The following is a 17108-nucleotide window of genomic DNA, read 5'->3' on the forward strand; positions in this document are numbered from 1 at the left end:
TTATCAGACATTTAATAAAAATAACAATAAGTAAATTAGTAGTGATTTTATAAGGTTTACTCACTACTAAAATGAAAAAATCAGTCTATTTTCATGACAAAATCTTCTAATTCCTCTCTTGAAACTATAGATTTGTTTTTCACTTTCACTCTATAGTTATAAATGGTAATTACTGAGTTCCCTAATAGTTGGGCAATCTTATTGGAGTCGGTAATTCCTAATCTTATAAGAGCAAAAATTCTTAATTCTGTATTCAAAAGCTGATTATTTTTAATTCGAATTGGATCATTTGGATCAAGTAATTGATTTAGTTTATCAACAAAATTTGGATAGATAGTTAAGAAGGTTTCATCAAAGTTTTTATAGAAAGCTTTCATTTCATTTTTCCTAAGATCGTTGTTCTTCAACTCATCAAGAAGTTTAGAATACTTTCTTTCTACCAGCATTTTTTTGGTATGATTACTTTGCTTCTCCAACTTATCGATATAATCTGAACAGATTTTTAGGAACTCACCTATATAAACTTCCTTTACATGGGAAGTATTCTTCAAATCCACACTGACCTCTTTCAGTTTTTGATTAATAATCAGTAGTTCTTCATTAGCTTTTGAAAGCTGTTGATTAATTGCCAATTGATTTTTTTCTGATGCTTTTAAAGCCCTCAACTGCCTAAAATAAATGATCAAAGTGACTAAAGCGATAATAGATAGTACACTGATTAATATAGTGTATATCACAAATCGATTGGCTTTTTGCGATAATTGATCTTCGTAAGATTTCGAGATTATAGGCTGAATATTGGCGATCTGAATTGATCTTAGTTTTGATCCATAAAATGAAGCATCCTCAAAAGATATATTTATATAACGATAAGCACGGTCAATATCACCTTGTTTATGTAAAAGCAAAGCTAATGTTGCTAAAGAGGCATTGTCATTTGTACAACTCATAATATCTGATATTGCAGAGAGAATCAAATATTTTTTTTCTTTATGAATATCATGTTCTACTTCATAGGTTAATGATCGAATAAAAGCAGCTTTTGAAAAATCTCTCTGTCCAAGTTCTGTTTTATTCATTATCAAAGTATTGAACTTTCTAGCTTCTAAAAGATTTCTATTATCTAATGCCCTAGTTTCTTTGATATCCAAAGCGATAATAGAGTTTTGTGGAACAGTATACAACAACGTATCACAATAACTTTGATACATCAAACGATATCCTTCTTTTAATTTTCTTGTGGTTGAATAGAAATACAGTTGATTATACCTTTCCTTATTAATATAATAGAATTGAATCAGCTGTTCCTGAGACAACTTTGACCTATCAATTTTTTGTAAAATCTGCCCTGATTCCTCATAAATTCCTGATGTGACCAGAATACTGGCCAAATTCAACTGACCTTGATTAATCCATAATTCATTTTTAGATTCTTCCGCAAAGTGTAACTGTTCGTAGGCAAAATATAAGGCCCCTCCAAACTCATATACTTCGTATTGATGAAAAAGATCCTCTGCAAGAAAATATTTATCTTCCAATGAAACAGTATCATTTTGCTCCAATTGAGTTTTTAAATCCTTAATCTTTTCCTCCCTTTTGTTTTTTAAAGAAGGACGTAACTCGATCGCTTTATCAAGTTCTCTAAATAGAGAATCAATTTCTTTATTTTGAGAATATGAAAAGTGAATTTGAAAAAAAAGAAAGGTAAAAAAGGCTAGTTTATTTAATTGATAACTCATCTATATCATAAAGACTAAAAAAGTGGAAGAAGCATAAAAGATATGGTCTTTTATACTTGCTGATTATTTGATGACAATTTAGGAGAAATCATTTTGAATAATACTTTTTCAAAGTCATAACTTTTGTCAAAATCAAAAAAAACAGATAGAATTCACTCCCACCTGTCTTTAATATCATATGATTTAACGATTAAAGAATTACTTCTTTGTCGTAATGTTCTTCTACATCAGAAAGAATATTTAATACTTCTTCGTGAGTCATCGCTTCCACCAAACGTGTTCTGAATGGTTTGAAGTGTGTGATTCCTTTGAAGTAAGCAGTATAGTGTCTTCTCATTTCGAAGATACCCGTACGATCACCTTTCCACTCTACGGAGAAGTTCAAGTGACGTTTTAAAGTATTAATTCTTTCTTCTAATGTTGGAGCATCTAAAATCTCTCCTGTTTCCATGAAATGTTTGATCTCGCGGAAGATCCAAGGATAACCAATCGATGCACGACCGATCATGATACCATCAACATCATATTTATTTTTGTACTCCAAAGCTTTTTGGGGTGAATCGATATCACCATTACCGAAAATTGGAATATGAATGTCAGGGTGATTTTTCACCTCAGCAATTTTCGTCCAATCGGCCACTCCTTTATACATTTGCTGACGAGTTCTACCGTGAATCGTTAACGCTTGTACACCCACATCTTGAAGACGTTTGGCTACTTCAACAATTCTAATAGTACTATCGTCCCAACCTAATCTAGTTTTTACAGTGACTGGCTTGTTTACTTGCTTCACAATTTCCTCTGTCATGCTCTGCATCTTGTCGATATCCAACAAAATACCAGCACCAGCACCTTTTCCAGCTACTTTTTTTACAGGACATCCGTAATTGATATCGATCATTTCTGGATTTGCTTCTTCTGCAATCGCTGCAGCTTCACGCATAGATTCTATCTTTTCCCCAAAAATCTGAATACCAATGGGACGTTCGTAATCGTATATATCTAATTTTTGACGGCTTTTTGCTGCATCACGAATCAACCCTTCGGCAGAGATGAATTCTGTGTACATCAAATCTGCTCCATTTTCTTTACAAACTGCTCTAAATGGAGGATCACTTACATCTTCCATTGGAGCCAGTAGCAAAGGAAAGTTTTTTATTTCTACGTCACCTATTTTTACCACGAGATGAAATCAATTTAAATGTTTAGCAATTATTGTAGTAAATACTCTTAAAGAAAAAAGTATCTTTGCTACAATATACAACTAGTTTTATACAACGCAGGTTCGTAAATCACTCTTAATAAGGCTGTTTGCTAACAACTATTAGGAAGTTACCCTGCTGTTGATAACTGCAAAGTTACATAAAGTTAATGATAGAGCATACAAATCAGCCTTCACAATTAAGTTCCCTTATCAAGTTATTGGGTATTTTTGTAGCAATTCTCTGTTTTACCTTAATTGGTCAAGCAGCAGTTGTGGCACTTTTAGCACCATTACATAATTACGATGCAATGGATGCTATCAATAGTTTACAAAGATTTGATAACCGTTTTGAACTACTTTTAGCTCAAGGAATTTCTGCCATTTTTACTTTTATTTTGGGACCTTTAGCCTTTGGGTGGAAATTTGATCGATCTTATATCAAACAATTAAGACGACCATCAATCGATAAGCAACAATATTTATTAGCCATCATTATAATGGCGATATTTCTACCACTAGGTGGATTGATATTGTATTGGAATCAAAATATTCAATTTCCAGAATCAATGTCTGCTCTAGAAGGTTGGTTCAAATCCAAAGAAATACATTTGGCTGAAGTCACTGCATATATTGTAGATTTTGATAGTTTTTGGGAATTCTTATTTGGATTAGTAGTTATAGCACTATTAGCTGGTATTGGAGAGGAGATCGTTTTTAGAGGTTTTATTCAAAGGTATTTTGAGGGAATATTCCAAAATGTCCATGCGGGCATTTGGTTATCTGCCTTCTTTTTTTCTTTTATACATTTACAATTTTATGGCTTCTTTGTGAGATTGCTGATGGGGGTATTACTAGGATATTTATTCCTTTGGTCAGGTAGAAGTTTATATCCTTGTATATTAGCACATATTACTAATAACGCAATTACAGTAATTAGTGTATATTTGAACAAAGAAGAGTATCTTCCCGAAATGAGAGATCCTTTTTCTGCAGAAGCACCAGAATGGTATATAGTAGCCATATTCACAGTCCTGGCTTTTGGGCTTTTGTATTATTATAAAAATATTGGAAGTAAATTACGAAACACATAAAAACCTATAGTATATGTCAAAGTGGGTAAAAGTATATTCGACTGATCAAGTCTATAAAGCTGAGATCGTAAAATCAACTTTAGAAGATAGAGGTGTCCCTGCTGTTATATTAGATAAAAGAGATTCGTCTTACAACGATTTCGGATTAAGAGAAGTAATGGTAGACGAGTCGAAGAAAGAAGAAGCTGAAACTATAATAAAACAAGATGTTGAACTTAAATAAACGATCTGAACTTACACAAAGAGTTATTGTAGGATTTTTAGGAGGTGTAGGTATGATCGGAGCAATCTATTATGGAGCATGGACGTACTTTGCCTTGTTCTTAGTAATTAGTATTGCCACAATTTTAGAATTCTATAAACTTTTAAGATTAGAGGAACACCTACCTTTAAGAACTTACGGTACTTCATTAGGTATTTTAATCTACTGTCTTACATTCTTTATCGAACTTGATATTATTTCGATGAAATGGATGTATTTAGTTTTTGTCGGATTTACTTCGGCATATCTGATTAAGCTTTACAATAAAGCAGACAAACAACCTTTTAAAAATCTTGCGTATACATTCCTTGGGGTAATGTATTGCTCTGTCCCTTTTGCATTAATCCATACCTACGTATTTTTTGATACACAGTACCACTATGAGATCTTGATAGGTGCTATGCTTATCTTATGGGCCAACGATTCTGGTGCGTACTTTTCAGGAAAAACATTTGGTCGTAGAAAATTATTCGAAAGAATCTCACCAAAGAAAACTTGGGAAGGTAGTATTGGCGGTGCAGCTTTAGCAGTAACTGTTAGTTTGGTATTCTCTCACTTCTATACCTCTTTAGAAGCATGGAGATGGGTAACTATAGCCATTATAATTGTGGTGACAGGTACTTACGGTGATCTTGTAGAATCCCTATTCAAAAGAAGTATGAGCATCAAAGATTCAGGTACAACATTACCTGGTCATGGTGGTTTTCTAGATAGATTTGATGGTTTATTATTATCTGCTCCATTTATTGCAGCATTTTTAAGAATATTTCCACCAAATTTTTAAAATTTATCGCCAAATATTTGGAAGTAATAAAACATTCCTACATATTTGCACCCGCTATCACAAACAGATAGCACATAGAGAGTTGGCAGAGTGGTCGAATGCGGTGGTCTTGAAAACCATTGTACCGCGAGGTACCGGGGGTTCGAATCCCTCACTCTCTGCAAACAATAAGGCTTCAGAATTTCTTCTGAAGCCTTTTTTGTTACGCTATATTTAACCTAAAATATTTTAATCTAACTAAATATCAATTGATTACAATAAACTTTAAAAATAATCCATAAATTACTTGTACTGTAAGATAAAATCCCACATATTTGCACCCGCTATCACGAACAGATAGCACATAGAGAGTTGGCAGAGTGGTCGAATGCGGTGGTCTTGAAAACCATTGTACCGCGAGGTACCGGGGGTTCGAATCCCTCACTCTCTGCAAACAATAAGGCTTCAGAATTTCTTCTGAAGCCTTTTTTGTTATATCAAGTATTATAGTGTGATACCTCACCAAAACATATCATTATGCAATAATTTTGACTTTCGAAATTAAGTACAGTTTAAATCAATTCATGATTAACAAAAACTCTACATACTCACTAATTCTCACTTTTTTTTAAATTCTTTTAAAAAGAAAACTGTTAGCGTAATAGTTATAGTTACACTGATAAATGAGAAAAGAGTATGCCAATTACATTCATTACTAAATTTGATAAATATCAATACGATAACTACACTGAACAGTATCATGATTACAATTGGAAGATTATTTTTCATATTCGTATTTTATCAATAGTTTGTACTCATTTTGATCAACATATGTCATCTTAATCACTTTTAAATACTATATACAAATTGATTTTTAACTAGAATACTTCAAAAAAATACATGTACCATTAAATGAATCTTAGGGTACTCAGTGGTACACATCCTATTAAATGATTGATTAATAATGTATTATAATTTCATGGAATGGTACATATTTTTTGATATCCTCATTAAAAAAACGGTAACATTAACTAATTCTACTCCAATTCGTTACCGACTTTTTCACCAACAAGGATTGTTGATGTTTAATAATCTGATGTTTCTCTTTCGAAAGATCAGGATCTTCGTCTAATATCTTTTCAGCCAATCCTCTTACATATTGTAATAAAGCAGCATCTTGACCAATATCTGCATGTCTTAAATCAAGTACTCCACTTTGTTGTGTGCCCTCGATATCACCTGGTCCGCGAAGTTTTAAATCAGCATCCGCTATTTTAAAGCCGTCTGTGGTATCTACCATGGTTTGAATCCTCACTTTACCATCCTTAGAAAGCTTATCCTTTGTCATTAAGACGCAATAAGACTGTTCAGCTCCTCTACCCACACGACCTCTTAACTGATGCAATTGTGCTAACCCAAATTTTTCTGCATTTTCAATCACCATAATAGACGCATTAGGAACGTTCACACCTACCTCAATTACAGTGGTAGCCACCATAATTTGAGTTTTATTATCGGCAAAACGTTGCATCTCTGCATCTTTATCAGCTGGTTTCATGCGACCATGAACTATGCTTACTTTATAATCGGGAAATGCTCTTGAAACAGCTTCATAACCTTCTTCCAGATTTTTATAATCCAAGGTTTCCGATTCTTCAATCAATGGATAAACAATATAGGCTTGTCTTCCCAACTCAACTTGCTCTCTGATAAAGCCGAATACTCTCAATCTTCCCTTATCAAACTTATGCCATGTGATAATAGGTTTACGTCCTGCGGGCAATTGATCAATAATTGATACCTCTAAATCACCATACACCGTCATGGCCAATGTTCTTGGAATCGGTGTAGCTGTCATCACCAACATATGAGGCTTGGCTTTACTTTTCTTTTTCCACAAGGCGGCCCTTTGTGCTACTCCAAAGCGATGTTGTTCATCGATGACACAAAGACCTAGGTTATGGAAATCCACTTTATCTTCAATTAAAGCATGGGTACCCACTATAATTTTAAGAGAACCATCTCTAAGGGTTTCGTCAATACGTCTACGATCCTTTGTTTTTGATGATCCTGTAAGTAATTCTATGGTGACACCCATCGCATCTGCAAAAGGCTTGAGGCCATTGTAATGTTGCTGAGAAAGAATTTCTGTTGGTGCCATTAATGCAGACTGTGCATCATTATCTAAGGCCATCAACATACACATAAAAGCCACAATGGTTTTGCCAGAACCTACATCTCCTTGAAGAAGACGATTCATCTGGAAACCACTTTTCATATCATTATAGATCTCTCGAACCACTCTTTTCTGAGCATCGGTAAGATCAAAAGGCAAATGTTCTTTATAGAATATATTGAAGGTAGGAATCTGACCAAAAACCTGTCCCTTAAACTTGTCTGTTTTTTTTCCGACTTTTGAGGCGATGATTTTTAACTGAAGGAAGAACAACTCCTCAAATTTCAATCGTTTTTTGGCTTGCTCTAATGTATTTGGATCTTTTGGAAAGTGGGTCCAAGCTACAGCCAATCCTTTTGATATCAATTGATTTTCTTCTATCAAATAATGGGGTAGTGTTTCTGATATATCGTGATATACTTTTTCGAGAAGTGTGCGGGTAATTTTAGCCAACATTCGGCTATCAATCCCTTTGTTCTTCATTTTATCGGTAGTATGATATACAGGCTGTAAACCACCTGTTTTAGGTTTAGCTGCACTAGGATCGTATTCCTCCATTTCAGGATGTGCAATCGACAACTTGTAACCATATCGCTGAGGTTTCCCATAGATAACATACCACGCCCCAATTTTCAGTTTCTTCTCAATCCATTTTGCACCTTTGAACCAAACCAATTCTAGTTCTCCGGTTTCATCAGAAATAAACCCAGCCAAACGTTTTGACCGACCATCTCCAACACTTTGCAAATTTGTTAGTCTTCCTATTATTTGAACGTAAGTAGAATCGTCAATCACTTCATTGATTTTATAAAAACGAGTTCGATCCTCATGTCGAAAGGGATATTGTTCCAATAAATCACCAAAAGTGTACACTCCTAACTCTTTATTTAGAAGCTCAGCCCTCATGGCTCCTACCCCTTTTAAGTACTCAATTTTAGTATCAAAAATATTTTTCACTGAAAATGATTAAATTTTTATATATTTTATTCGATAGTCAATATCCCGAAATTAGTGTATTCTGATGAATTCTATTAATTTTAAAAAAAGGCTTTTTAAAAGAGTTCCCAAGAAATATTAATTTTAGATAAATTATTGCTTCAAAACTTCAGTTTTTGGCAAAAATTAAAGCACCCTTTAATTTTCTTATAACTCATATTCATCCAATATACTGTTCTAAATATGCGACAAGCTATTGTCTTCATACTAATTACATTATTTTTTTTCAGTCAAAATATCTATTCACAAACTCCTGAATTAGATAGTTGGAGAGAAAAAACTCGTTCTACTGTTTTTTATAAAATGGAAGTAAGAGAGCGTGGAATTTACAGGGTAAGTAGTGATATTTTACAAGCTGCTGGCTATCCTGTTAGTTCTGTAAACCCAGATGATATTAGAATATATAGAAGAGGTGTAGAGATAGCTATTCATGTAGTTAAATCGGGTAATCAATTAAATTACGTTGAATTTTATGGTGATAGAAATGATGGTGGGTCAGACGCTGATTTCTTTTTAGATCCCAATGACCATATCAACCCCTACGAACCTATTTATTCTAGAACAGCTGTTTATTTTATATCTGCTGGTGATGTTCCATCAGAAACGACTCCTCCCAAAAGAATTGCAACTTCTACATATACTAACGCAGGAGCTACGATACCTACCAATCATTATTATACTGAAACTTATAGAGGAGTACCTGTAAACGGAAGTCCGGTACAAGTACCTTTCGGATCACTAAGAACTTCCTATTGTAGGGGTCATTCGGCTGATAATTTTTCTTTTAGTGATAATCGAAATAAATTCAATTCCAATTTTGACTCTCCACGTTCTTGGACCACTTATAATAACAATAATGTCACTGGTATCATGTCTTTTCAGTTACCGACAGTTGATTTAGCTGACTCGTTTAATGATGCTACTATTGAGATGCGTATTATTAATTATGCTACTCGAAGTGCCAATATCAATATTACCACAGATAATGGAGATGGCAATATCACTACTAAACAAAATAATATTGGTGTAAATCGTTATGAGGCAACAGGAGTACTTTCTTACACTTTAACAGACAGTGAGTTTGGATCGAGTAACTTCACTAGAATAGAACTACAAGATTCTAGAGAAGGATCAAATAATACGGATAGAAATCAGTTGGGGATGGCGTATATTAATTTAACCTATCCTCAAAAACATGATCAAATAAATAGCACAGAAGATAGGGTATTCCATTTATTCACTACTCAAGATTATAAATTATCAGTTGATGAAAATACCAACGGACGTTTTTATGACATCACTGATAATTATACTCCAATCCTTCTTCGAACAACTACTTCAAGCGGTAAAACAGAAGCGACACTTCAAGCCAATAGTGGAGCAAAAAAAGAAATTATTTTTTCTGCTGGAACAAGTGTACCTACTAATATAAGTGAGGCTGAATTTGAGTTTACAAACAACAATTTGAGTTCTAATTACCTCATGATCACTCATAGTGATTTAAACTCTGCTGCCTCTACTTACGCTAACTATAGAAGATCTCCTGAAGGTGGTAGTAACTCCGTTTCATTGGTAGATATTGATAAATTATACAATACGTTTTCTTGGGGAGAACAAAGTCCTTTGGCTATAAGAAATTGTATCAAACTGCTGCATCAAAACAACTTAGAGTTCATCCTTCTTTTAGGAAAGGGGTTAGATTTAAATTATGATCCTTATGAAACATCAAACATTAGTGGAGAAAGAGCAGTACATTATATTCCTGCTTATGGTTTCCCAGGTTCTGATGTGGCCTATACCATGAATTTAGAAGATGAAAATGATGTTGTTCAAACCTATCCACAAATACCAATCGGCAGGATGTCGGCTATCAATAATCAACAACTTCTTGATTACCTCAACAAGGTTATTGAACACGAAAGTTTAAATTTTGATGTTCTTTGGCGAAAAAAAGCATTGCATTTAAGTGGTGGTGCTACTCAAAGTCAGCAAATAGATTTTAAAGAAATTGTCAATCGATATGCTTCTATTTTTGTCGACACTCTAGAAGGAGGTACAGTAGAAACAATAAGTAGAGAAACAGATGGTTCTATCGAGTTTATTGATGTTTCAGACATTGTTAATGAAGGAATTGGTTTAATGACTTTCTTTGGACACTCTTCTTCAGAATCTGCAGATATTGATATTGGAGAAGCAAGTGATCCAACAAAAGGATATGAAAATCAAGGTAAATATCCATTTATTGTAATGAGTGGCTGTGGAGGAGGAAACTACCTTACTCACAGTAAATCTTGGGGGGAAGATTGGATAGAAACACCTAATAAAGGCGGAATAGGCTTTATGGCCAAGTCTGGCATTGGTAGTGCCAATGAATTAGAAGATTATGGTGATCAGTTCTATATTAATAGCTTTCAAAAATCGATCGGAGATCATATTGGAGTTCATATAAATAAAGTGCAAAAAGCTTTATTAGAGGAATATTCAAATAGATTAAGGCTTTCACATATAGAGCAATTCGATATGCAAGGCGATCCTTATGTTAAGATTGCTCCTGCTCAAGTAGATTTTGCAGTTTCATCAGAAGAAATCTCTATCATTCCAGAAAGTAATACACTTAATGAAAGTGATGATTTTTATAAACTCAGAATTAAGGTAAATAATTTTGGTAGGACTTCTGACAAAGAAAACATTTATATTCAAGTCAACAGGAGATATGCCAACGGTCAATTATCAAATAATGTTTTTGTAAGCGAAGCAATTCAAGCACCTAAAAACAATACAGAAGTACTCATTACCGTAACCAACTCAGCAGAAGATAAAATACTTGGCTTTGGTAATAATGAAATCATTGTTACAGTTGGTGATTCTATAGGAGCTGATGGATCAGTTTTAATTACTCAAAACGAAATCTCTGAAATAAATAACACAGCGACGCTTAGTGCTCAGTTTTATGCTAATAAAGTCAACTTTATCTATCCTCAAAAGTTATCTGTATCGCATGAAAATAATGTAAATCTTTATGCTTACGACTATAGCTTGGATAAGCAACAAAGAGGAGTAAGATTCCAAGCATCTTTAGATAGTGGTTTTACAATGGTATTTGCTGAAGAAATTGTAGAGGATAGACAATTATTTAAATGGAATTTGCCTGTTGCTTCATTAGCCGATTCAGCCGTGGTTTATGTTAGAATTAGACCTTCTGCCAACTCCAATGAAATATGGGATATCATGTCTTTTACAAAAATAAGTAATAGTAGTGGACATGGATGGATGCAAAGCTCTATTTACCAAATGGAACAAAATAATATCTCTGGAGTTACTTTAACTGGAAACGAAAAGGATTTAACATGGACATACCCTACCGATGATGTTATTGTAAATGTACAAGCCGGTGGAGGAACTTATAACAGTGGTGAATTTTATCAAGTATCTGTCAATGGACAAACTTACTTAGTTGAAGGAGAATGTGTAAGAAGTGGAGAGGGAGGAGACAAGCTATTATTCTTAGTTTTTGATCAAAATAGCGGTGAATTTAAAGGGGCTCAAGAACGAAATTGGGGAACTTTACAATGTGGTTCTGGTACGCCTGCCGTTGCCGTAATGTTTAATTCTACAGATTTTAGAGGTGGTAATATTTGCTGTGGAGATCCATATACTCGAAACGGTCCTCATGCATTATTCATTGACCCAACTTATAAATTTGAGTCAATTGAACCTGGAGATTATGTTCTAACAATAATGGCCGGATCATTTGATTTCCAAACGAATAATATACCTGCTGATGGTACTCCTCAAAAAGATGCATACGATCTACACCTTACCGCATTTACTGAAATAGGATTAGACCTTACAGAAATGCAAAGTAGTTTAACTCAGCCCGGCTTAGCTTTTATTGGTTGGAGTAGATTCCAAATGGCTAGTACTACTTCTCAGACGTTTTATGCAACTGCAACAAATCAATTGTTAAATGAATCTTTTACTATAAGAAGAAATATTAGTACTGCAACAGTATTGACTCCACCAATAGGACCTTCATCTTTGTTTTCTAGATATTGGTTAAATGTAGAAACAGATGCCAATGATATTATATCAACTACCGTATTTGGTTTAACAAGAGATGCTAATAACCAAATTATTTCAACAGATTCTATTTACAATTATGCTGGAGTTTCACCATCAAATGGCTTTGATTTATCAAGAATTGCTGCCATTAAAAATTATGAGGAGATTTCATTGAAATTAGAAATGACAGATGCAAGTGCTACCCCTACTTCAGCACAACTACGAAATTGGAGGGTAGCTTATGAACCAAGCCCTGAAGGAGTTTTATTATTGACTGATAATCTCACAAAGAAAGAGATTCAACAAGGAGAAATACTCACCTATAATTATGAGTTTCATAATGTAAGTACTAGCCCATTCAAGGATAGTATTATGGTAGAAATTGAATTTTCCCCTCTAAATAATCAATTTTCTACTTTCAGAGATACTATCGGAATCCAACAATTACCAGGAAACTCTTCTCAACCAATAAGTTTAGAAATTGATACTTGGAATAGAGACAATCCAAGTAAACGATTTAGTGGAGAAACAGAAATATCAACTCACGTTAACCCAGATAGGTCTACTCACGAAATTATCTACAGTAATAACAATGCAAATGAAAGAGTCAATGTATTAAAGGACTCCTTAAACCCGCTCATCGAAATATTATTTGATGGTGCAAGAATCATAAGTGGAGATATTGTGAGTCCTAGTTCTAAAGTAAATATTAGTCTTCAAGACGAGAATAACCACATTAATCTAAATGATAACTTCTTTAGGTATAATGGCACCGATACAACTACTTTACTCCAAGCATTTATACAAAAGCAAGGAGAAGATCAAACCTATACCATCAATTTAAACACTATTGGTTTCGATAATGTAGGAAGTAGTAACCATATTATGACAGACTTTAATATTAATGATGTTGTAGACCCCACTCTTTTAGATACAGATGGGACTTTATCTTCTGGTAGATATACTATTGAAGTATTTGGATCTGATCCAACAGGCAATGGATCTGGATATGATAGAACAGATGAACAAGGGTATAAATTAAGAGTTGATTTCGAAATTGTAAAAGAAGCAGCAATTACCAACTTCTATCCTTACCCTAATCCATTTTCTGATGCTGTTCGTTTTGTTTTCCAAATTACAGGTACTTCAGTTCCTGAAGATTTAAAAATTCAAATCATGACTGTGACAGGTAGAGTTGTTAAAGAAATCTTCAAAGACGAATTAGGGCCTATAAGAATAGGTACTAATATTTCGGATTATGCCTGGGATGGGAGAGATGAATTTGGAGATCAATTAGCCAATGGAGTGTATCTGTATAGAGTGATCATTCCACAAAAGGACAATGGAGACTTTAAACATTTAGAGAGAAATGGTGATAACTTGTTCAAACATCAAATTGGTAAATTATATTTACTGAAGTAAAAAATCACAAGGAATATTCACTCCTGTTTTTTGAGGGAGTTGATGATATAATTTGCTGTTTTTTATAGCTCTTGAACAAGGATAAAGCATCCATAAACTTAAAATAGATATAAAAAATATTTTCCTTTTATTCTTTATTTGTAGATCTATTCTTCGGAATAAATAGCACATAATAAAACAAAAAACAGGATACAAAGGTGTTAGAAAACGTTCCATTTCTTGGTGTCCATCACCTGCTTTTTTTAAGAATATTGTCACTATATATAATATCACATATCCTATGAAAACAAAAGAAAAAAGCTTGATCTTTTGTTCTCCTTTAATCAATCCAAAATAGAAAATAACAAATAATAGAATTACTCCAGCCAATAAAAAAGAATCATGAAAAACAGGAAGAAGGTACCTGCTTGTCACCAAAAAGTAATCGTAAAGAACAGTTCCTAAAAAGGATATATCAAATGTAGCTTCCTCTCTTTCTGACATTCCTCCTAGAGATTGAGAGAACCACAAAACAAATGGTAGCAACCCAATCAAACAATGCACTAAAAGTTTTTTATAATTTTTAATCACCACATCAATATAAAAAAGAACGCTACCTGATAATATTAAAATAATAATGTATAAACCTGCTATTCTTTGCAATGGCAAAAGAGCAGCTGATATAGTTGCTATTATCAAATAATTATTTTTTGATGTACTCAAAAACTTTAAGTAATTAATAAGTAAAAGGCTCGTAAGAAATACAAACACACATTCTGACCACACAAATTTCTCGCACAATAAAAAACCTGTTGATGTCGAAAGTAAAATACTTAATACAATAGTAAATTTAATTTCAGAGTAAGTAGATCTAAATATTCTTATCCACAATATGATACTTCCTAAAATAGAGAAATAGTGTAAAAGAATAATATTTAGTTCATTTAAACCTACCCATGATAAAATAACAGAATATAGAGGTGGCCAAATTGTATTTTCATTACCAAAGACATCTAAAAAAACACCTTTTGACTCCCAACTTATTGCAGAAGCTAAATATGTACAGGAGTCATTTGTTAATGACACACCTGTTTGTAATGCTATAATAAATAGAGGTGTAAAAAATAGAATTGCCGTTATGGCTCCTATATTTTTTTTCAAAAAGTTTTCTATCATTAAAAAAATGTTTGTCCTTTATCACCTAGATTGCTCTATGGATACAAAAATATAATCATTCAATTCTTATTATTAAGGCAATCTACTAATTTTGTAAATAACAACACTTTTTCATCTCCAAATAGTAACTAGGGAATCCAACATTTTTTAATGAATTTACTAAACAAAAACAGTTTCGGTACTGACCTAAAAATACAATTAGGAGGGTTTATCTTCCTGATACTATTTCTTTTCCTAAATTTTCATCAGATTATTTTTCACCCGAATAACTTCTTACTATGTGACATTGGAGTTGATGGTATAAAAAATTATTATTTATATGCTTGGGTCGCAAAATTTGGCAATGCTAATGCCATGAACTATCCTTTTGGAGAAGTAATCTTATTTAGTGATTCTGTGCCCATATTATCTTACAGTATTTATCTATTAAAATCTATAGGAATAGACCTAAACACCTATTCTGTTGGCATCTTACACTATAGCATGCTGATATGTTTCCCAATCTGTTATTTTGGTTGTATCAAATTGTTTAAGCACTTCAATTGTGATCCCATAATTAGTGTATTAGGGGCATTACTTATTACTTTAGGCAACCCCGTAAACAGTAGAATACTTCTACATTTTGGCTTATTCTACATTATCATTTCTCCCCTACTTATTTATTTTATTTTTAAATATACTTCTACGGCCCACTGGAAATATTTGATATACATTTCCCTATTCAATTTAATAGGATATTTTGCTCATGGATATACTGGAACACTTTGGGCAGCAACAACATTATGTATTTTTCTAGGTTTATTTATTCTCTCCAACTATTCAAAAAAGACAATTGCTATTGGTTTTACTTCATTTTTAATTCCTACAATTATTTATTATTTCTCTGTTCGTTTATCAGATGATCATTTATGGAGAACGAAACACTTTACGATTCTATATGATTTTGCCATATCATCAAAAAATATTTTTGATAAACTACTTTTCAAAAACCTTTATCTATTTGATAGTCTTCAGTTAAGGTTTTATTTCTGGATTTTTTTAGCAATAAGTCTAATCCTATTTATTAGAAATCTTTATATCAAAAAAGAGATTGATGTTTCTGTTTATATTTTAACAATTAGCAGTCTTCTCTTTTTCGGATATGGACTTACTTTATTTATTAGATTTGATTTCTTATTTAAAATATTACCACCACTAGAACAAATTAGAGATTTGTTACGTTTTGGCTGGATTTTCTATATTCTTATTCTATTAGGGATGCTTATTTTCCTACATCAAAATCTCAATAAATGGATTATATATTCAATTTTAATCTTAGGCATTTCTGAATGTTATTTTTATCATAAAGATATTATGAAAGAAAGCTTGATGAAGGAAAATATATTTTCAGAAAATAAATATGAACTTGATACAGAAAATATTGAAGTCTTATACGCTGTTTTCAATAGTAACAGTATAAGTGATAAAGATCCAAAAAACCGATTTGCAAGAGAATTATTATACTCTCTTTCTTATCATTTTGGTATTCCAAGCTTAAATACCTATTACTCCCGTTTATCGTTTGAAGAGGCTCATTATACCGACCAATTACTTTTACCTTCCATAGAATATAGTGAGCAATTGTTTTCAAAAATCAATTGGAAAAAGAATGTACTCGTCATCACTGTGGATTCTTTATTTGCACCTCATTGGAAAAATATTTCATCAGTTAAGACCGATTTAATGTACACTGTTCCAATAAGTGACTTTTTACCTCCAAAATCTTCTTTAAATCAACTTAGAGAGAATAGTATTCTCACTCTTAAAAAAGTAGATTCTCTTTTCATCGAAAATAACGAACAATTGATAATCGCGACAAAAGCAAATCAAGATTTAATGACTATAGAAATCGATTCTCTAGTTCTTGGACAAAATTACGAAATGAGTATCTGGAGTTATAACTACCATCAAGACAGTTTAAATTATAATCGATTAAAAATATATCAAAAAGATAAAATGATAGGCTATAATGGTAGTCCTGAGAGATATTCGGTTTTAGCGAATAAATGGGGTGTGCTAAACATTCCTTTTACACCAATTGATAACTCCAAGATTGTATTAAAAGTGACAAGGCCTATTAGTAAATCTCCTTACTACTATGATAAACTATTTCACATCACTTATGAACAAAAAGATAGAGAACAACCGCTAATATTCTCTGAAATCAATATATACAAAAAATGAGGTAAGCCGACTAAC

9 protein-coding genes and 2 tRNA genes are annotated in these 17108 nt (G+C 32.8%); 7 read left to right on the top strand and 4 right to left on the bottom strand.

Going from position 1 to position 17108, the window contains the following annotated elements:
• Positions 1-80: 80 nt before the first annotated feature.
• Complete coding sequence (locus MY04_RS13540; protein ID WP_066210343.1) at positions 81-1739, bottom strand: DUF6377 domain-containing protein; 1659 nt, start codon at positions 1737-1739, stop codon at positions 81-83.
• A 190-nt stretch (positions 1740-1929) separates the two neighbouring features.
• Positions 1930-2922 carry a tRNA dihydrouridine synthase DusB gene (gene dusB, locus MY04_RS13545; protein ID WP_066210345.1) on the bottom strand — a complete coding sequence of 331 codons (993 nt, stop codon included), beginning with the start codon at positions 2920-2922 and terminating at the stop codon, positions 1930-1932.
• 188 nt (positions 2923-3110) lie between these two features.
• On the opposite strand from dusB, the gene MY04_RS13550 reads away from it, so the two are divergent.
• The 5 genes from MY04_RS13550 to MY04_RS13570 all read left to right on the top strand — a co-directional run bounded on the left by MY04_RS13550 (position 3111) and on the right by MY04_RS13570 (position 5510).
• Positions 3111-4034 carry a CPBP family intramembrane glutamic endopeptidase gene (locus MY04_RS13550; protein WP_066210348.1) on the top strand — a complete coding sequence of 308 codons (924 nt, stop codon included), beginning with the start codon at positions 3111-3113 and terminating at the stop codon, positions 4032-4034.
• A 13-nt stretch (positions 4035-4047) separates the two neighbouring features.
• Positions 4048-4257 carry a putative signal transducing protein gene (locus tag MY04_RS13555; protein WP_066210352.1) on the top strand — a complete coding sequence of 70 codons (210 nt, stop codon included), beginning with the start codon at positions 4048-4050 and terminating at the stop codon, positions 4255-4257.
• Positions 4241-5080, top strand: coding sequence for a phosphatidate cytidylyltransferase (locus tag MY04_RS13560; protein WP_066210355.1), 840 nt, complete (start codon positions 4241-4243; stop codon positions 5078-5080). Before MY04_RS13555 ends, MY04_RS13560 begins: the two co-directional genes overlap by 17 nt.
• Before the next feature lie 76 nt (positions 5081-5156).
• Positions 5157-5241, top strand: a tRNA-Ser gene (locus MY04_RS13565).
• Positions 5242-5425: 184 nt separating this feature from the next.
• Positions 5426-5510, top strand: a tRNA-Ser gene (locus tag MY04_RS13570).
• Between the two features lie 576 nt (positions 5511-6086).
• Here the strand turns inward: MY04_RS13570 and recG are convergent.
• A complete protein-coding gene (gene recG, locus MY04_RS13575; protein ID WP_084005879.1) occupies positions 6087-8192 on the bottom strand; it encodes an ATP-dependent DNA helicase RecG in 2106 nt (701 codons plus the stop codon).
• Between the two features lie 222 nt (positions 8193-8414).
• Here recG and MY04_RS13580 point away from each other — a divergent pair, with 222 nt between their 5' ends.
• Positions 8415-13715 carry a C25 family cysteine peptidase gene (locus tag MY04_RS13580; protein WP_066210359.1) on the top strand — a complete coding sequence of 1767 codons (5301 nt, stop codon included), beginning with the start codon at positions 8415-8417 and terminating at the stop codon, positions 13713-13715.
• On the opposite strand, the gene MY04_RS13585 is transcribed toward MY04_RS13580, so the two are convergent.
• The gene (locus MY04_RS13585; RefSeq protein ID WP_169055535.1) at positions 13704-14855 is read right to left on the bottom strand and encodes a hypothetical protein; all 1152 of its coding nucleotides are present in this window, start codon (positions 14853-14855) and stop codon (positions 13704-13706) included. The two genes, MY04_RS13580 and MY04_RS13585, sit on opposite strands and share 12 nt — an antisense overlap.
• Positions 14856-15020: 165 nt before the next feature.
• On the opposite strand from MY04_RS13585, the gene MY04_RS13590 reads away from it, so the two are divergent.
• Entirely contained in the window at positions 15021-17093 is a 2073-nt protein-coding gene (locus MY04_RS13590; RefSeq protein WP_066210364.1) for a hypothetical protein, read from the top strand.
• The last annotated feature ends 15 nt before the right edge of the window (positions 17094-17108 follow it).

The sequence above is a fragment of the Flammeovirga sp. MY04 genome (genome assembly GCF_001682195.2).
GTDB classification, from domain to species: Bacteria; Bacteroidota; Bacteroidia; order Cytophagales; family Flammeovirgaceae; genus Flammeovirga; species Flammeovirga yaeyamensis.

Coding starts and splice junctions, on each gene's coding strand:
- MY04_RS13540 (WP_066210343.1), bottom strand. CDS start 1,739: ATGAGTTATCAATTAAATAAACTAGCCTTTTTTACCTTTCTTTTTTTT.
- MY04_RS13550 (WP_066210348.1), top strand. CDS start 3,111: ATGATAGAGCATACAAATCAGCCTTCACAATTAAGTTCCCTTATCAAG.
- MY04_RS13555 (WP_066210352.1), top strand. CDS start 4,048: ATGTCAAAGTGGGTAAAAGTATATTCGACTGATCAAGTCTATAAAGCT.
- MY04_RS13560 (WP_066210355.1), top strand. CDS start 4,241: ATGTTGAACTTAAATAAACGATCTGAACTTACACAAAGAGTTATTGTA.
- MY04_RS13580 (WP_066210359.1), top strand. CDS start 8,415: ATGCGACAAGCTATTGTCTTCATACTAATTACATTATTTTTTTTCAGT.
- MY04_RS13590 (WP_066210364.1), top strand. CDS start 15,021: ATGAATTTACTAAACAAAAACAGTTTCGGTACTGACCTAAAAATACAA.